At 39.0% G+C, this 17,451-nt stretch carries 14 protein-coding genes and 3 tRNA genes; 10 read left to right on the forward strand and 7 right to left on the reverse strand.

Annotated features, from left to right (window positions below):
• The first annotated feature begins 19 nt into the window (after positions 1-19).
• The 3 genes from ftsH to ACLBWE_RS04675 all read left to right on the forward strand — a co-directional run bounded on the left by ftsH (position 20) and on the right by ACLBWE_RS04675 (position 3,349).
• A complete protein-coding gene (ftsH, locus tag ACLBWE_RS04665; RefSeq protein WP_026056144.1) occupies positions 20-1,915 on the forward strand; it encodes an ATP-dependent zinc metalloprotease FtsH in 1,896 nt (631 codons plus the stop codon).
• 135 nt (positions 1,916-2,050) lie between these two features.
• On the forward strand, positions 2,051-2,902 hold the full coding sequence (folP, locus tag ACLBWE_RS04670) for a dihydropteroate synthase (protein ID WP_348948867.1): 852 nt from the start codon (positions 2,051-2,053) through the stop codon (positions 2,900-2,902).
• Between the two features lie 132 nt (positions 2,903-3,034).
• The gene (locus ACLBWE_RS04675) at positions 3,035-3,349 is read left to right on the forward strand and encodes a DUF5713 family protein (RefSeq protein ID WP_005038721.1); all 315 of its coding nucleotides are present in this window, start codon (positions 3,035-3,037) and stop codon (positions 3,347-3,349) included.
• Here ACLBWE_RS04675 and ACLBWE_RS04680 read toward each other — a convergent pair whose 3' ends face one another.
• Together ACLBWE_RS04680 and ACLBWE_RS04685 are read right to left on the reverse strand one after the other, a co-directional pair.
• Positions 3,350-3,700, reverse strand: coding sequence for a hypothetical protein (locus tag ACLBWE_RS04680; protein ID WP_447601465.1), 351 nt, complete (start codon positions 3,698-3,700; stop codon positions 3,350-3,352). It abuts the gene before it with no gap.
• A 67-nt stretch (positions 3,701-3,767) separates the two neighbouring features.
• A tRNA-Leu gene (locus ACLBWE_RS04685) sits at positions 3,768-3,853 on the reverse strand.
• Positions 3,854-4,048: 195 nt separating this feature from the next.
• Between ACLBWE_RS04685 and ACLBWE_RS04690 the strand changes: the two genes are divergently transcribed.
• Positions 4,049-5,812, forward strand: coding sequence for an alkaline phosphatase D family protein (locus ACLBWE_RS04690; protein ID WP_447601467.1), 1,764 nt, complete (start codon positions 4,049-4,051; stop codon positions 5,810-5,812).
• 109 nt (positions 5,813-5,921) lie between these two features.
• Here ACLBWE_RS04690 and ACLBWE_RS04695 read toward each other — a convergent pair.
• Together ACLBWE_RS04695 and ACLBWE_RS04700 are read right to left on the reverse strand one after the other, a co-directional pair.
• Positions 5,922-6,007: transfer RNA gene (locus ACLBWE_RS04695), tRNA-Leu, on the reverse strand.
• An 11-nt stretch (positions 6,008-6,018) separates the two neighbouring features.
• Positions 6,019-6,092, reverse strand: a tRNA-Cys gene (locus ACLBWE_RS04700).
• A 152-nt stretch (positions 6,093-6,244) separates the two neighbouring features.
• On the opposite strand from ACLBWE_RS04700, the gene folD reads away from it, so the two are divergent.
• Both folD and ACLBWE_RS04710 read left to right on the forward strand, forming a co-directional pair.
• Positions 6,245-7,093, forward strand: a complete 849-nt coding sequence (folD, locus tag ACLBWE_RS04705; protein ID WP_005038726.1) for a bifunctional methylenetetrahydrofolate dehydrogenase/methenyltetrahydrofolate cyclohydrolase FolD — start codon at positions 6,245-6,247, stop codon at positions 7,091-7,093.
• Between the two features lie 235 nt (positions 7,094-7,328).
• On the forward strand, positions 7,329-7,997 hold the full coding sequence (locus ACLBWE_RS04710) for a class I SAM-dependent methyltransferase (protein ID WP_447601469.1): 669 nt from the start codon (positions 7,329-7,331) through the stop codon (positions 7,995-7,997).
• Positions 7,998-8,018: 21 nt separating this feature from the next.
• Here the strand turns inward: ACLBWE_RS04710 and ACLBWE_RS04715 are convergent, their stop codons facing one another.
• Positions 8,019-8,441 carry a hypothetical protein gene (locus tag ACLBWE_RS04715; RefSeq protein WP_092709423.1) on the reverse strand — a complete coding sequence of 141 codons (423 nt, stop codon included), beginning with the start codon at positions 8,439-8,441 and terminating at the stop codon, positions 8,019-8,021.
• Positions 8,442-8,557: 116 nt separating this feature from the next.
• Complete coding sequence (locus ACLBWE_RS04720) at positions 8,558-9,889, reverse strand: MFS transporter (protein WP_080027650.1); 1,332 nt, start codon at positions 9,887-9,889, stop codon at positions 8,558-8,560.
• Between the two features lie 372 nt (positions 9,890-10,261).
• On the opposite strand from ACLBWE_RS04720, the gene glpK reads away from it, so the two are divergent.
• Both glpK and glpD read left to right on the forward strand, forming a co-directional pair.
• A complete protein-coding gene (gene glpK / locus ACLBWE_RS04725) occupies positions 10,262-11,770 on the forward strand; it encodes a glycerol kinase GlpK (RefSeq protein ID WP_447601471.1) in 1,509 nt (502 codons plus the stop codon).
• Positions 11,771-11,920: 150 nt separating this feature from the next.
• On the forward strand, positions 11,921-13,438 hold the full coding sequence (gene glpD, locus ACLBWE_RS04730; RefSeq protein ID WP_447601473.1) for a glycerol-3-phosphate dehydrogenase: 1,518 nt from the start codon (positions 11,921-11,923) through the stop codon (positions 13,436-13,438).
• A gap of 41 nt (positions 13,439-13,479) precedes the next feature.
• Here the strand turns inward: glpD and ACLBWE_RS04735 are convergent, their stop codons facing one another.
• Positions 13,480-15,312 (reverse strand): phosphoenolpyruvate carboxykinase (GTP), encoded by a 1,833-nt coding sequence (locus ACLBWE_RS04735; protein WP_004643846.1) that lies wholly within the window; start codon positions 15,310-15,312, stop codon positions 13,480-13,482.
• A gap of 392 nt (positions 15,313-15,704) precedes the next feature.
• Between ACLBWE_RS04735 and ACLBWE_RS04740 the strand changes: the two genes are divergently transcribed.
• Positions 15,705-16,643: a diacylglycerol/lipid kinase family protein gene (locus ACLBWE_RS04740; protein ID WP_424612250.1), complete on the forward strand. Its 939-nt coding sequence runs from the start codon at positions 15,705-15,707 to the stop codon at positions 16,641-16,643.
• Entirely contained in the window at positions 16,624-17,382 is a 759-nt protein-coding gene (locus ACLBWE_RS04745) for a metallophosphoesterase family protein (RefSeq protein ID WP_447601476.1), read from the forward strand. The genes ACLBWE_RS04740 and ACLBWE_RS04745 overlap by 20 nt, the downstream gene beginning before the upstream one ends.
• Positions 17,383-17,451 lie beyond the last annotated feature (69 nt).

A 17,451-nucleotide genomic window follows, 5' to 3' on the forward strand; every position in this document is an offset into this window, starting at 1 on the left:
TCGATATGGGAATAAAGCTTTGAGCGATTACTTCAAGAATGCCGTATTGTGGCTAATAATACTTGGTGTTCTGATTTTAATTTTCAGTAATATCAGTGACCGCAATAAGCCTACTGCGATGAAATATTCAGATTTCGTTGCAGCGGTGAATAGTGGCCAAATTAAGCAAGTCACAATTGACGGTTTAAATATTAATGGTGAAAAAACTAACGGATCACAGTTTGAAACTGTTCGTCCGCAAGTTGAAGACACTGAGCTTATGCCAAGCTTAAATAAACAAAATGTTGTTGTAGAGGGAACAGCTCCACAACGTCAAGGCATTTTGATGCAACTTCTCATTGCTAGTTTCCCTGTACTGTTAATCATTTTGTTATTCATGTTCTTTATGCGTAACATGGGTGGTGGTGCAGGCGGAAAGAATGGACCGATGAGTTTTGGTAAATCGAAGGCAAAAATGCTTTCTGAAGACCAGATCAAAGTCAATTTTTCTGACGTCGCCGGCTGTGATGAAGCAAAACAAGAAGTTGTTGAAATTGTAGATTTCTTAAAAGACCCAGCAAAATTCAAACGTTTGGGCGCTACTATTCCTCGTGGCGTACTTATGGTTGGTCCTCCGGGCACTGGTAAAACGTTATTAGCTAAAGCAATTGCTGGTGAAGCGAAGGTTCCTTTCTTCAGCATTTCAGGTTCTGACTTTGTAGAAATGTTCGTGGGTGTGGGTGCGTCCCGTGTCCGTGACATGTTTGAGCAAGCGAAGCGTCACGCGCCATGTATCATCTTTATTGATGAGATTGATGCAGTAGGTCGTCACCGTGGTTCAGGTACAGGTGGTGGTCATGATGAGCGTGAACAAACCTTAAACCAAATGCTTGTAGAGATGGACGGTTTTGAAGGTAATGAAGGCGTAATTGTTATTGCTGCAACTAACCGTGTTGATGTGCTTGATAAAGCATTATTGCGTCCGGGTCGTTTTGACCGTCAAGTAATGGTTGGTTTACCTGATATTCGTGGTCGTGAGCAAATTCTGAATGTACATTTGAAAAAGTTACCTTCAGTCACGGGTGTGGACATGCAAGTCTTAGCGCGTGGTACACCAGGTTTCTCTGGTGCACAGTTGGCAAATCTTGTTAACGAAGCTGCATTATTTGCTGCACGTCGTAATAAGAATACTGTTGATATGCATGACTTTGAAGATGCAAAAGACAAAATCTACATGGGTCCAGAGCGTAAGTCGATGGTTCTACGTGAAGAAGAGCGTCGTGCTACTGCTTATCATGAAGCTGGTCATGCAATTGTTGCAGAGATTTTGCCTGGTACAGATCCTGTTCATAAAGTAACAATCATGCCACGTGGTTGGGCTTTGGGTGTAACTTGGCAGTTACCTGAACAAGACCAGATTAGCCATTATAAAGACAAGATGCTAAACGAAATTGCGATTTTGTTTGGTGGTCGTATTGCTGAAGAAGTGTTTATCCAACAGCAATCTACTGGTGCTTCAAATGACTTTGAGCGAGCTACTAAAATGGCGCGTGCAATGGTTACTAAGTACGGTATGTCTGACAAAATGGGTGTAATGGTTTACGAAGACGAAAACCAGAATGGTTTCTTTGGAAATGTAGGTAGTCGTACTATCTCTGAAGCAACTCAACAGTTGGTTGACGAAGAGGTACGCCGTATTCTTGATGAGCAATATAAAGTTGCGCGTAATATCTTAGAAGGTAATAAAGATATTGCACACGCAATGGTAAAAGCTTTGATGGAGTGGGAAACCATTGATCGTGATCAAATTCGTGACATTATGGAAGGTCGTGAACCACAACCACCTAAGGTCTATGTTGCTGAAAATCCAGTGGCTGCATTTGAACCACCAAAAGATGGTCCATCTACACCACCACCATTACCAGCAATGAACTAAACCAGTTAAAAAAAAGAGCCACTATCATGTGGCTCTTTTTTTATGCGTGTATTTCAGACAAAGCCGAAAAGAAATCAACAGTATATCGAGTAGAGACTTGTTAAAATATTGCCGAATATTAAATTGGAGCTTGTCATGCAGTTAATGCCTTTACCTCAGCGAATTCTACAATGTGGACAGCTTCAGTTAGATTTATCACAGCCTCACGTTATGGGCATTTTAAATGTCACACCAGACTCTTTTAGTGATGGTGGAAAGCATAATCAGTTAGATCAAGCTGTGGCGTATGCATTAAATATGATTGAACAAGGCGCCACAATTATAGATGTTGGCGGGGAATCTACTCGACCAGGTGCATCAGAAGTAAGTGTAGAAGAGGAGGTACGACGAGTTGTTCCTGTAGTTGAAGCTTTAGCTAAACATAATGTGGTTCTATCGATTGATACAAGTCAGCCTGATGTTATTCGTGCAGCGAAAGAAGCGGGGGCACATATTTGGAATGATGTGCGTGCGCTTACTCGACCAGATGCATTAAAAACGGCAGCAGAGTTAGATATACCTGTAGTGATCATGCATATGCGTGGGGAGCCCACCACAATGAATCAGCTAGATCAGTATACGGATGTAACGTTAGATGTAATGCAAGAGCTTCAGCAGCGTATTAATGAGGCTCTAGCCGCTGGTGTGAAAAAGCATAATATTATTATCGATCCGGGATTTGGTTTTGCAAAAAATGCACAGCAAAATTTAAAACTATTAAAAGAGTTTTGGAGACTTAATGATATGGGTTATCCAATTTTATCTGGTCTTTCTCGTAAGCGTTTTATTGGTGAAGCTTTAAAGGGTGTAGCAGCAGATCAACGCGCGGTAGGAAGCGTTACAGGGCATTTGCTTAGTATTCAGCAAGGAGCATCCATTGTTCGTGCACATGATGTAAAAGCCATGCATGATGCAATTCTCATTTGGAAAGCGATGGAACAAGCTTGAAAAATAAGCTTTTATAAACAAATCATGATTAATTAATTTCATGAATTGGATGATTGAGTCAGGGAAATTTGTCGTTATTATTTTGAAAATATGTTATAAGCGGCAGGTTTCTGCTGCTGTGTAAACTTTTGTATGTTCGAAGACTTACTTCTCCCAATGTTTGATGATGAGTATTATCCAGATATTTTAGTCGCTGAACTCAAGCAGTTAATTGAACAATTTGCCAAAAAAGTTCAAAAGTCTGCTTTAGCTGATCAGGATATCTATCGATATGCTCATCAAACTGTTATTGAAATTAATGAAATGAAACCACAGTTTGAAGATCTGGATTCTTCACTAGATGATAGTGCTGCTGACTATATTGCTGAGGCAATGATGATGGTGGCGCAGGGTGCAGGATATTTAGATCTTGAGATGGAAGAGCTGGTTATGAATCGAGAGTGGTGATTACTCTCGATTCTCAATATTTTCAAATGCATCTAATAAATGACAAGATGCCTTTGAATGAATTTCGTTTATTTCTTTAATTTTTAACACTAAAACACCATTCTCTTGATAATCGGCATCTGCTAATAAACTGATCCAATAAGTTTCTCGTTTTTGTTGTAATGCTTTGAATTTATCTATGATCTGCTCAGGTGCTTTAATTAAGTAATTATCTTTGGTAATAGAGCAGCGTGAAAAGTACCAGTTGTCATCTTTGAAAGAAATAGTGCCAGAAAAAAGATCTGTAGCGTAAACCTTGGATATAGAAAGGATGCTACACAGAAGTAATAATATTCTTATCATAAAATTCATTTTAATTAGGCATAAAAAAACCAGCTTACGCTGGATTCTTTGTAACACCAAATTCAATATTTGAAAATGGTGCCCGGGGCCGGACTCGAACCGGCACGCTTTGTGGGCGGGGGATTTTAAATCCCCTGTGTCTACCTATTTCACCACCCGGGCATGTGCGCAATAATAGATGACAAGACGGCGATTGGCAAGAGAAAATCAGATAGTTTGCTTTATTTTCAATCAGTTCGTACATGTATTTAAAAATAAGATCTACTTAAGTCATAATTTCTTCATCAAATTGAGATCAGTTGTTCATCTTATCTACTTAAGTTTAAGGCACTCATTGCTTAAAACTTAGGTAGTTGTATGTCAGAGAAAATTTCACGCCGAGAATTAATTCAAAAAAGTCTATTCGGTTTTGGGGCACTGTCTTTGCCCGTAGCTTTTACGGGTTGTAATGATGGCTCAAACGATGAAAGTACAGAGGCACAAGCAGATTTTTTACATGGAGTTGCGAGTGGCGACCCTTTGCAAGATAAAGTGATTTTATGGACGCGATTAACACCAGTAGATCTTAGTGCACGCCTTAAAGTTACTTGGGAAATTGCCAATGATAATCAATTTAAGCAGAATTTAAAGACGGGGATGGTTGAAACGACCAAGACTGACGACTTTACGGTGAAGGTGGATGCAGCAGGACTACAGGCGAATACCATTTATTATTATCGTTTCCGTTTTGGGAATAAAATTTCATCTGTCGGTCAAACTAAAACATTACCAATAAGTACTAATAAAGTTACTTTTGCCGTATGTTCTTGCTCGAACTATCCGGCAGGTTACTTTTATGTTTACCGTGAAATGGCAAAGCAGAATGTCGATGTCATTATTCATTTAGGTGATTATATTTATGAGTATGGGGCAGATGGCTATGCGGCGGAAGATGCAGCAAAACTTGGTCGAACCTTACCAACAGATAATAATAAAGAAATTATCAAACTAGATGATTATCGCAAACGTTATGCACTTTATCGTCAAGATAAAGACTTGCAAGCAGCTCACCAGCGTCATCCTTTTATTGTAATTTGGGATGACCATGAGTTAGCAAATGATACTTGGCGTGATGGGGCCGAAAATCATCAAAGTGATGAAGGGTCTTTTTCTGATCGTAAATTAGCTGCTCTACAAGCTTATTTTGAATGGATGCCTATTCGCCCAGTTTCTAACACAGATCATCTAAATATTTACCGACAGTTTAATTTTGGTTCATTGGTTGAGCTGACGATGTTGGATACGCGTATTATTGCGCGTGATAAACAGCTTGAATATGCTGATTATATGACAGCTGCTGGTTTGAATGCTCAAAAGTTTCAGGTCGACTTAACTGATCCAAAGCGTACTTTAATGGGCTATACACAAAGGGATTGGTTGGTTGATAAATTGAAGCAATCTACAGCAACATGGAATGTGATTGGTCAGCAAGTTCTAATGAGTAAGATGTGGATTCCTGCTGAGTTATTGTTGTCTTTAGGGCAAATTACTTCAGGTGGGGCTTCGGCTGAAATCTTGGCTAAAATGAATGCGCAAATTACAGAGCTAGTCACCTTGAAATTGCGATTAGAACAGGGTGATCCAACATTAACTGCTCAAGAGAAAGCGCGAGTCACAACAGTGGTGCCATATAACCTCGATGCTTGGGATGGTTATTATGCTGAACGTGAAACCGTATATGAAAACTTAGCTAGTTTGAATAAGAAAGTTATTGTTCTGGCAGGCGATACTCATAATGCATGGGCATCTTATTTGTATAGCCAAAAAGGTCAATATGTTGGGGTTGAATTGGCGACAAGTTCAGTTTCTTCACCAGGCCTCGAAAAATATTTAAGTATTCCAATGGCTCAACTACAGCAGTTTGAATTTGCTTTTACTACGCTTATTGATGAATTGGCTTATTGTAATTTAAATCAGCGAGGCTATTTGTTGGTTACGTTGGATCAAGCACAGGTGCAGTCGGACTGGATTTTTGTAGATTCAATTAAAAATGCAGAATATAAAGTAGATACAAGTCGACAATATCAATTGGTATTAGATATGAATTTGACACCTGAAAAAGATAAGCAAAAAACCGCTTAGATATATTGGGTAGAGTAAGGGGTGCTAAGCAGCATCCTTTATTTTTTATAGGCATAAAAAAACCAGCTTACGCTGGATTCTTTATGGCACCATTTTCAATATTAGAAAATGGTGCCCGGGGCCGGACTCGAACCGGCACGCTTTGTGGGCGGGGGATTTTAAATCCCCTGTGTCTACCTATTTCACCACCCGGGCTTTACCAAATTTGGAGGCGGAGGTCGGAATCGAACCGGCGTCCACGGAGTTGCAGTCCGCTGCATGACCACTCTGCCACCCCGCCTACATTTGGTGATGCACATATTAGCAACCTTTACAGAAAAAACAATACTGTTTTTAGTGAAGATGAACATAAAAGCAACATCTAGAATAAAATTGTCCAAATAATCATGTATTATTGGCATATTAAATTCATGTCTACCTTGGAGATGTGCTGTGGCATTGGTTTTAGACGGTCGTGCATTAGCAAAGCAAATTGAAGAAAATTTGTCGGTACGTGTTGAGGCTTTAAAAGCTAAAACAGGTCGTACCCCGATTTTGGCGACTATTTTGGTTGGGGATGATGGCGCATCTGCAACTTATGTACGCATGAAAGGAAATGCCTGCCGTCGAGTAGGGATGGATTCTTTAAAAATTGAATTATCACAAGAAACAACAACAGAACAATTATTAGCAGAAATCGAAAAGCTTAATGCCAATCCAGATGTTCACGGTATTCTTTTACAACATCCCGTACCTGCACAGATTGATGAACGCGCATGTTTTGATGCGATTTCGTTAGCTAAAGATGTAGATGGCGTGACTTGCCTCGGTTTTGGTCGTATGGCAATGGGTGAAGCTGCATATGGTTCAGCAACTCCAGCCGGCATTATGACTATTCTAAAAGAGAACAACATTGAAATTGCGGGCAAACATGCAGTTGTGGTTGGTCGTTCAGCAATTTTAGGTAAACCAATGGCAATGATGCTTTTGCAAGCTAATGCAACAGTAACGATTTGTCATTCACGCACACAAAACTTACCTGAGCTTGTGAAACAAGCTGACATTATTGTTGGTGCTGTGGGTAAGGCGGAACTTATTCAAAAAGACTGGATTAAATCAGGTGCAGTGGTTGTCGATGCTGGTTTCCATCCACGTGATGGCGGTGGTGTAGGTGACATCCAGCTACAAGGTATCGAAGAAATTGCTTCTGCATATACACCAGTACCAGGTGGTGTAGGCCCAATGACAATTACAACTTTGATTCGTCAAACTGTAGAAGCTGCTGAAAAAGCTTTAGGTTAATTTAAATTCACGACGGCGTCCTACCGTTTAACGCAAATGTTAAGCTCGTATGTTACTTTTCTTTCGGGATGAGTAGCGAATGCTACGCAAGACCAAAACAGTTGCTGTAAATAAAGCAGTGGAATTGAACTAACGTATTTTTAGTAACTAACCACTATCATGTTTTAAGCCACTGTTTTAGTCTTGCTCGCGATGCAGATGATCAAATAGTAATTATAAATTGTTGAGCTTATTTATGAGCTGCACCTTTCAATTTGCCAAAGCCCCTGAACATTTACTTCAAGCCTTGCATGAAGTGATTCCTCATTGTGAGTTGATGGTACAACAGTTACCAGAAACATCTATTTCTTTATGGTTGATTCCGCCAGTTTTTCCAACTGATCGCTTAGATGATGAAGTGATTCGCCGTATTTGGAATGACACGCCGTACTGGATTTTTTGCTGGGCATCTGGTTTGGCGATGGCGCAGTGGTTGCTTGCAGAGCCGCATCATGTTAAAGATAAAGTAGTATTAGATTTTGGCGCAGGTTCTGGTGTGGTCGCTATAGCTGCAAAAATGGCTGGCGCTAAAAGAGTAATTTGTTGTGATATTGATAAGGTTAGTCTAAATGCTTGCCGTGAAAATGCATTGCTTAATGGTGTAGAGCTGGAATATTTAGACGATTTATATAAAGCAGAGCAAGTTGATATTTTATTGGCTGCTGATGTGTTATATGACCAGTGTAACCGTTTCTTCTTAGATGAGTTTTTAAAGTTTGCGCCAGAAGTCTGGGTCGCAGATAGCCGTGTTAAAAACTTTAGCCATCCTAAATATCAAAAGATTGATGAAAGAAGTGCATCAACATGGCCAGACCTTGATGAAGCTAAAGAATTTAGAAATGTAAGTTTTTATAAGACGCTGTAAAAACAGCGTCTTTTTTTTATATTATGAGCAAGTATAACGAACGACTTTTAGCGTACTCGGGCGTGCTTCAAGCGCTTGACGAGTCGCATAATCTTCACCGTTGTTTAAGCTCGGTGTATTAGATAAACCAAATGAGGCACGAGTTTCACCCAATTGAACACCATAATGTTCTTGTTGAGATGGGTTTGAAATCTCATTAATGCTGAGAACTGACAATTTATAAACTTTTTGAGCACCCAATACATTTTGACAAGCGCGTTGCAATTTACGTTCATCTAATTGCTGATTAGTACGGCTAGCCAATGTATAAGCTAAAGTTGCGGAAGTTTTTGTTTGGTTTTCAATCTGATAGCCAGTTGAACCATTATATTGTCGAGGGGTGGTCTGGCAAGCAGTTAAAATAAACATGCTGCTTAATGCCAAACATAAAATACTTCTATTCATCAGTATCATCCTTATATTCTTATCTCTAGTATCTCATAAACACAACGATTGTTGGGGCTTAATCGCACGATTTAAGCTAACATCGGCTGGCGATATTAGCGCTTATTGGTAAAATATTAATGTTCTTTAATTTTTGAATGATGCTTAGTATCTTTCATAAAAATATAAATAATGAGTGAAATGAAGATCATAATAGTTACATAAATAAAGTACCAAGATTCATGACCAGCCTCTTTAAAACTCAAAGCAAAGAACTCTGCTGTACCGCCAAACAAGGTATTGGCAATCGCGTAGGGTAAAGCTACCCCTAAAGCCCGAATATGAGCAGGGAAAAGTTCAGCTTTAACCACGGCATTAATTGATGTATATCCCGTTACCATGACTAGACCTGCCAAACATAACCAGAAAGCAGTCCAATAATTATGTGTGGTTGCAAGGGTATTAAATAAAATATAAGTAAATAAAACCCCAGTTACACCAAAAGTGATCATGAGTGGTTTACGTCCGATTCGGTCTGACAAAGCACCAGCTACAGGTTGTAAGCACATGAAAATAAATAGCGCTAAAGTGGTAATTTGAGTGGCTTCGGGTTTTGTAAATCCGGAAGTATTCACTAAATATTTTTGTAGGTAAGTGGTGTAAGTATAAAAAGCTAAAGTTCCGCCAGCTGTTAAAAATAATACTGTAAAAGCTTCTTTGGGGTAGTGCTTGAATAAAGCAAACATGCCTGATTGTGGCTGGTCTTTTTCAGCTTGAGCATTTTTAAAAGATTGCGTTTCTAATAAGCCACGACGAATACGGAACACAACAATAGCAAGTAAAGCGCCAATAAAGAATGGAATGCGCCATCCCCAATCATGCAACTGTTGTTCGGTTAATACGATTTGTAATATTAAGAGAACACATAGAGCCGTCAATTGTCCTGCAATTAAGGTTACATATTGAAAGCTTGAGAAAAAACCACGTCGATTTCTTTCAGCCATTTCACTTAAATAGGTGGCGCTTGCACCATATTCACCGCCTACACTTAAACCTTGAATTAAACGTGCGACAACTAAAAGTAGTGGAGCGAATACGCCAATGCTTTCATAGGAAGGGGTGACTGCAATGAGTAGAGAACCGACACACATTAAAGTGACTGAAAGCGTAAGACCTGCTTTACGTCCTTTACGGTCTGAATAGATTCCCATAATCCATGCACCGATTGGGCGCATTAAAAAACCTACAGCAAAAATTGCAGCTGCTTGTAGCAACTGTGCTGTTTGACTCCCTTTTGGGAAAAATGCATGAGCAAAATAGAGCGTAAATGCGGCATATACATACCAGTCGTACCATTCGACAAGGTTACCAGCAGAACCACCTAAAATTGATTTTAGGCGAGTTTTTGTATCTAAATGAGGTTGTGGAGTTGTTGCTGTAGAGGGTTGATCAACCATGGGTCGCTCCATGTTTCGCTTGGGTTGAATGCTAAAAAAGAGAGAATTTATTCCGTTTTTACATATTATCCAGAGGAGTATTTCACTTTATTTTTTTTATGTCTGTAAAACAATGTTTATTATTTAAGCAAAGGGATAGGTTGAATATTTATGTGATTTCAAATTAGACAATTCGCATGTTCTTGTAGCTAAATTTTGACTTACTGCACATTATTTTCCCATAAAGATAAGAAAATTGATCAAGAATGACCAATGTTTAGTTTAAGAAGCAATATATGCGTTAAAAACAATGATATATTCCAAAGAAAATTTTGAATAATGCAGTTAGACATGATGTTTTATCGTCATGAGCTAGTGTGTGTAAATAATGAAAGGGACGTTCAGATGTCAAATTGCCCGAAAAAATATATTGTCGCTTTCGATCAGGGAACAACAAGCTCAAGAGCAATTGTTTTAGATCATGATGCTAACGTTGTAAGTATTGCTCAAAAAGAATTTACCCAGATTTATCCTCAACCAGGTTGGGTCGAGCATGATCCTATGGAAATTTGGGCGACACAAAGTGCGGTATGGGTAGAGGCATTGGCTCAAGCTAGCATTAAGAGTGAACAAGTTGTGGCAATTGGGATTACAAACCAGCGGGAAACCACAATTGTATGGGATAAGAAAACAGGAAAACCTATTTACAATGCAATTGTTTGGCAAAGCCGTCAAACGACAGAGATATGTAATCAATTACAAAAGGCGGGTTGGCAAGATCACGTCCGTAAAGTGACAGGTTTGGTGATTGACCCTTATTTTTCTGCCACCAAAATAAAATGGATTCTAGACCATGTAGAAGGAAGCCGTGAACGGGCCGAGCGAGGGGAGTTATTATTTGGTACGGTCGATACATGGTTAATCTGGAAATTAACCAATGGCGCAGCCCATGTCACTGATTTCACCAATGCTTCGCGAACAATGCTTTTTGATATTGAAAAGCTTGAATGGGATGAGAAACTTTTACAAGCTTTAGATATTCCTAAAGCTATGCTACCAGAGGTACGTAGTTCATCGGAGGTGTATGGTTATACACATACAATTAGTGGGCAAGAGGTTGGAATTCCAATTGCAGGTATAGCAGGGGATCAACAAGCTGCACTTTTTGGGCAAATGTGCGTAGAACCTGGACAGGCAAAAAATACTTATGGTACAGGCTGTTTTCTTTTAATGAACACGGGTAAAAAGATTGTCCGTTCAGAGCATGGCTTACTGACGACGATTGCTTGTGGTGCACATGGTGAAGTGAACTATGCCTTAGAGGGCGCTGTGTTTAATGGAGGCTCTTGTGTACAGTGGCTTCGTGATGAGCTGAAGGTAATTAAGAACGCTAAAGACTCGGAGCTTTATGCAACACGTGTAAAGGACAGTAATGGCGTATATGTAGTACCTGCCTTTACAGGTTTAGGTGCGCCATATTGGGACCCGACCGCTCGAGGGGCAATTTTTGGACTCACTCGTGGAGCGAGTATAGAGCATATTATTCGTGCAACTTTAGAGTCAATTGCTTACCAGACACGAGACGTACTTGATGCGATGCAGCAAGATGCAGAAGAAGAGCTTCGAACACTCCGAGTTGATGGTGGAGTAACAGCTAATAATTTCTTAATGCAATTTCAGGCTGATATTTTAGCTACTCCAGTTGAAAGACCCACTATGAAAGAAACAACGGCTTTAGGTGCTGCTTTTCTTGCTGGACTAGCAACGGGTTTTTGGCAAGATTTAAATGAATTAAGGAATAAGTCTGCAATAGAAAAAGTTTTCGAGCCACGTACCAGTCTTGAAGAAACTGAAGTTATGTATAAGGGATGGTTGAAGGCAGTTCAACGTAGTCAAAATTGGGCAGAGGATTGATTTCCTCTTAAACTAATTAAATCGCAGAGTAATCAATGACGAGCTAACCTGATAGGTATTTAAAATTGATTATTCTGCTTTTTTGATTGTTGTTTTATCAATTTGATGTTTTAATTTTTAATAACATAAACAATAAAAAGAAAATGAGAAATGACAGTACAAGCTAATGATTATTCAAAAATATATGATATTGCCGTGATTGGTGGCGGTATTAATGGTGTCGGTATTGCTAATGATGCAGCAGGCCGCGGATTATCCGTATTTTTATGTGAAAAAGACGATTTAGCTAGTCATACCTCATCTGCGAGCAGTAAATTAATTCACGGTGGTTTACGCTATTTAGAACATAAAGAATTTCGGTTGGTTAGAGAAGCTTTAGCAGAGCGTGAAGTCTTGTTGGCTAAAGCCCCTCATATTATTAAACCAATGCGTTTTATTATGCCTCATCGACCACATTTACGTCCTGCATGGTTAATTCGGGCAGGCCTATTTTTTTATGATCATTTAGGGAAACGAGAAAAATTATTAGGGTCAAATCTCATATATTTCAAAGAAGATAGTCCGTTAAAACCAGCTATAACTCGTGGCTTTGAATATTCTGATTGTACTGTAGATGATGCACGTCTTGTCGTATTAAACGCGCTACAAGCGAAAGAGAATGGGGCTAAAGTTATAACACGAACACGATGTATTAAGGCTTATAGACATCAAGAGTTGTGGCATCTGGAATTACAAACTGGGGCTGAGCTTTATCAAATACGTGCAAAAGCCTTAGTGAATGCAGCAGGTCCTTGGGTCGAGGAAATTATTAGTGAAAATCTACAATTAAAATCGCCATATCAAATTCGGCTTATACAAGGAAGTCATATTGTTGTGCCTAAACTGTATGATTGCCATAAGGCCTTTATTATGCAAAACGAAGATCGACGTATCGTGTTTGCCATTCCTTATTTAGAACAATACACATTAATAGGTACGACAGATCATGAATATTTGGATGATCCTCAAAAGGTAGAGATTACAGAAGTAGAAATTGATTACCTTTTAGCAGTGACAAATTCACATTTTAAAAAGCAGCTCACCCGCGCAGATATTGTAAGTCAGTTTTCTGGAGTGCGAGCTTTATGTGATGATGAGTCGGATAATCCTTCAGCAGTGACCCGTGACTATACTGTGGCGTTGCAAGTGGAAGATAAAACCACTCCCTTGCTGTCTGTATTTGGTGGAAAGATTACGACCTACCGGAAATTAGCGGAATCAGCTCTGGAACAACTTAGCCCATTTTTCATAGAGATGGGAGAGGAGTGGACCGCAAATGAAGTATTACCTGGTGCAGAGAATTGGACCACACTTGAAGATTTAGTTATAAGGATTCAAAACCAAGTGGAAGGGGTAACTGAGCAGCTTGCTACGCGCTGGGCAAATGCCTATGGCTCTCGAGTTTGGAATATTTTGCATGAGCAAAAAACTCTTGAGCAGTTAGGACAAGATTTTGGTCACGGTTTATTTGAATCTGAAGTTCAGTATTTATGTGAAAATGAATGGGCAAATACGGCAGAAGATATATTGTGGCGTAGAACTAAGCTAGGTTTGGCATTTGATGAAAAACAAGTAAAAAATTTGGAAAGCTATTTGGCTGGACGTAGACAAAAAGATGATGCCGCATAATAAAAAAGGTCGCATATAGCGACCTTTTTTATATTTAGCAATTAGAAGCCAGTTTTTACAGCTTCAAGTAAAGCTGTTTGACGTTCTTTTAATGCTTTTGGTAAGCGTTCACCAAGTTTATTGAATAACTCAGTGTGGCTTTCAATTTCAGTAACCCACTGATCTTTATTTTGAGCTGTGATAAGGTCAAATTCTTCTTTAGAGAAATCAGTACCTTCCCAGTTCAAGTCATCGTAAGTTGGAACAAGACCAATTGGTGTTTCAACAGCGTTTGCACGACCTTCACAACGGTCAATGATCCACTCAAGAACACGCATGTTTTGACCGAAACCAGGCCATACGAAGTTGCCTTCAGCATCACGACGGAACCAGTTTACGTTGAAGATTTTTGGTAATTTATTACCAGCAGCTTCAGCTTTTGTACTTACTTCTTCACCAAGGCTTAACCAGTGATCGAAGTAGTCAGCCATGTTGTAGCCGGCAAATGGAAGCATCGCGAATGGGTCACGACGAACGATACCTTGTTGACCAACAGCAGCAGCAGTAGTTTCAGAACCCATAGTTGCAGCTTTATAAACGCCATCAACCCAATCAAAAGCTTCAGATACTAAAGGAACCGTATCTGCACGGCGACCACCGAAGATAAATGCAGAAATCGGAACACCTGCTGGATTTTCCCAGTCAGCATCGATAGAAGGGCATTGACCAGCAGCAACAGTGAAGCGCGCATTTGGATGAGCAGCTTTTTCACCATTTACGTGAGGTTGACCTTTCCAGTTAGTTAAGTTAGTTGGAATTTCTTTAGAAAGACCTTCCCACCATACTTCGCCATCATTAGTCACCGCAACGTTTGTATAGATAACATCTTTGTGAAGAGTTGCCATACAGTTAGGGTTGGTCTTGGTATTTGTACCAGGAGCAACACCAAAGAAACCAGCTTCTGGATTGATTGCGTATAGACGACCATCTTCACCTGGTTTGATCCAAGCAATATCGTCACCTACAGTCTCAATTTTCCAGCCTTCATAGCCTGCTGGTGGAATTAACATTGCGAAGTTTGTTTTACCACATGCAGATGGGAATGCTGCAGCGATATAGTGTTTTTCACCTTGTGGGTTAGTTACACCAAGAATAAGCATATGTTCAGCTAACCAACCTTGTTCGCGTCCCATAACAGAAGCAATACGAAGTGCTAAACATTTCTTACCAAGTAATGCGTTACCGCCGTAACCAGAACCGTAAGACCAGATTTCACGAGTTTCTGGGTAATGAACGATGTATTTTTCAGGGTTGCAAGGCCATGCAACGTCTTTTTGCCCTTCAGCGAGTGGAGCACCTACGGTATGAATACAAGGAATAAATTCGCCGTCTGTACCTAACACGTCATAAACTGCTTTACCCATACGTGCCATTTTGCGCATGCTAACAGCAACGTAAGGAGAGTCAGTTAACTCAATGCCGATATGAGCAATATGGCTTCCAAGTGGACCCATAGAGAAAGGCACAACGTACATTGTACGACCTTCCATTGACCCTTCAAACAAACCATTTAACTTTTCACGCATAACAGCTGGTTCTTCCCAGTTGTTTGTCGCACCAGCATCTTCTTTCTTTTGAGAGCAAATGTAGGTACGATCTTCAACACGCGCAACATCAGATGGATCAGAATTTGCAAGATAAGAACCAGGATGTTTTTCTTGGTTTAATTTCTGCATGGTGCCGTTAGCGATCATCAAGTCGATTAGACGTTGATACTCTTCTTCGCTTCCGTCACACCATTCGATTTTTGCTGGTTTGGTTACGTTTGCAATTTCTTCAACCCATGCGATAAGCTTAGGATGACGAACGAATTCTGGTGCGTTCACTGTGGTCATGGTGAGGCCTATTCAAAATATGTACAACAATGTACAAGTCATTCATTGAGGTACAATGAAAGATCAAATAAAAAAGTGGCTGTATTAAAGCATAAAATCATAAAAAAAATAAGACTAAAGAATAAGAAATAGATATTTTGATTTTTAAATTTTCTTGATTAAAATCATCAATTTATTGTTTTTTGGTGTATTTTATTCTTTACATTTTTATGTTGTATGTGTGTTATTTATATTATTTATTTTTTTAAAAATCAATAACTTGATGTTTAAATTTTTCTTGAGAATTATTATTGATTAAACAAATGATCATCATTCGAAATTTACATAAAGAGACTTTTATTAGGCGATTTTCTATACAAAATATAGGGTAAATCCTCTCTAAGATAATAAAAATGCGGACTTTAAAACCTCTCTCTATCATCTACAACCAGAAATCGGGTTTTCATGCTTCGAAACATGAAGATATGTATGAACAATTAATGACTGTACTTACCGACTTTGGTTTTGAAATACAAGTTTTTGAATTAGCAGAGGATGTCACCTTTGATGATTTGATGAATAAAGTCATCCATCGGCATAGTCAAAGTGCAAATTTAGGTGTTGTTGTTGCAGCTGGTGGGGATGGGACGTTAAATGCAGTCGCTTCAAAACTTCGACATACCAATATCCCTATGGGAATTTTACCTTTGGGGACTTTTAATTATGTCGCTAAAGTTTTAGATATTCCTTTAGATTTGTTAGAAGCTGCTGAAGTCATCGCTACAGGTACACCACGTTCTGTACATATTGCGACGATTAACGATCACATTTATTTGAACAATGCGAGCTTAGGCCTTTATCCATTGTTTATAAAAAAACGCGAGCTCTACAATAAATACTTAGGTCGTTTGCCTTTACATGCCTATACCTCGGCTTTGGACGTTTTATTAAGAGAAAATAAATCAATGAAACTCTCCGTTACGGTTGATGGTAAGAAATATCCAGTCAAAACACCTCTAATTTTCTTTGGTAATAATCAATTGCAATTGTGTGATATGAAACTAAGAATTGCGGATTGTGCTGCACAAGGGCGAGTCGCTGGAGTGGTCATTACAAAAAGTGATAGGCTTAGTTTATTAAACATGTTGTGGCAGTGGATTCAAGGCAAAGTAGAAGAGGCACAAGATGTTTATAGTTTTTGTGCAGACCATGTGATGGTAGATTGTGCAAAAAGATCAAAACTTACCGTGGCTTTAGATGGTGAAATATTAGAGATGAAAACACCATTAAATTTCACTGTAGAAAAGAATGCTTTAAATATTATGGTGCCAAATGTTACTACATCTGTCTGATTTGCATTTTGGAACAGAAATTGAGGCCTGTTTAGATGCGATTCGGCTTTTTTGTACCCAACATAGACCTGAAGTTATTGTTGTGAGTGGAGATATTACTCAGCGTGCCCGATATCAACAGTTTTATAATTGTCGCCAATTTTTAGATAGTCTTAATATTCCTTATCTTATTGTACCGGGTAATCACGATATTCCTTTGTATCATGTCTGGAACCGTTTTTTTTCTCCATTTACTCGCTATCAATATTTTTTTGGTCAGCTTGAACCAACATTAGAAACTGAGCATTTTTATATTGTTGGCGTAAATAGTATACGCCGCCGTTATCACACACGTGGGCATATTTCGATTGAACAAATACAAGCTACATATGAGCGATTACAGCAAGGGCCCGCGAATAAAATCAAGTTAGTGGTTTTTCATCAGCCTTTTTATACTCCACCTGATGACGAGCATGGTATTAAAGATTGTCCTGTATTAGGAAAAATGGCTCTCGAAAAATGGAGTACCACAGGGCTATTCGGTATGTTACATGGGCATCTACATAAAACTGCTGTATATGATTTGACGCAGATCTATCATTTAGAAATAGATCATCCTATTTATGACATTCATGCAGGGACAGCGACATCTAGCCGTTTGCATTATCATGTTCCGAATAGTTTTAATGTCATTTCAAATGAGGGGGAAATTGATCATTATTGGTTTAATTATGATTTAAAGGTTTTTCAATTAACTTAATTTATAAAAATTCTATAAGACATTTAACTTAAGAGTAGATTGATAAAATTTTATCCATTACAATGCCTA

Source organism: Acinetobacter sp. M5A5_2a, assembly GCF_053345265.1.

Bases quoted from the DNA above. Each gene is read 5' to 3' on its own strand.
- folP (WP_348948867.1), top strand. From the start codon at position 2,051: ATGCAGTTAATGCCTTTACCTCAGCGAATTCTACAATGTGGACAGCTT.
- ACLBWE_RS04675 (WP_005038721.1), top strand. From the start codon at position 3,035: ATGTTCGAAGACTTACTTCTCCCAATGTTTGATGATGAGTATTATCCA.
- ACLBWE_RS04680 (WP_447601465.1), bottom strand. From the start codon at position 3,700: ATGAATTTTATGATAAGAATATTATTACTTCTGTGTAGCATCCTTTCT.
- ACLBWE_RS04690 (WP_447601467.1), top strand. From the start codon at position 4,049: ATGTCAGAGAAAATTTCACGCCGAGAATTAATTCAAAAAAGTCTATTC.
- ACLBWE_RS04710 (WP_447601469.1), top strand. From the start codon at position 7,329: ATGAGCTGCACCTTTCAATTTGCCAAAGCCCCTGAACATTTACTTCAA.
- ACLBWE_RS04715 (WP_092709423.1), bottom strand. From the start codon at position 8,441: ATGAATAGAAGTATTTTATGTTTGGCATTAAGCAGCATGTTTATTTTA.
- ACLBWE_RS04720 (WP_080027650.1), bottom strand. From the start codon at position 9,889: ATGGAGCGACCCATGGTTGATCAACCCTCTACAGCAACAACTCCACAA.
- glpK (WP_447601471.1), top strand. From the start codon at position 10,262: ATGTCAAATTGCCCGAAAAAATATATTGTCGCTTTCGATCAGGGAACA.
- glpD (WP_447601473.1), top strand. From the start codon at position 11,921: ATGACAGTACAAGCTAATGATTATTCAAAAATATATGATATTGCCGTG.
- ACLBWE_RS04735 (WP_004643846.1), bottom strand. From the start codon at position 15,312: ATGACCACAGTGAACGCACCAGAATTCGTTCGTCATCCTAAGCTTATC.
- ACLBWE_RS04740 (WP_424612250.1), top strand. From the start codon at position 15,705: ATGCGGACTTTAAAACCTCTCTCTATCATCTACAACCAGAAATCGGGT.
- ACLBWE_RS04745 (WP_447601476.1), top strand. From the start codon at position 16,624: ATGTTACTACATCTGTCTGATTTGCATTTTGGAACAGAAATTGAGGCC.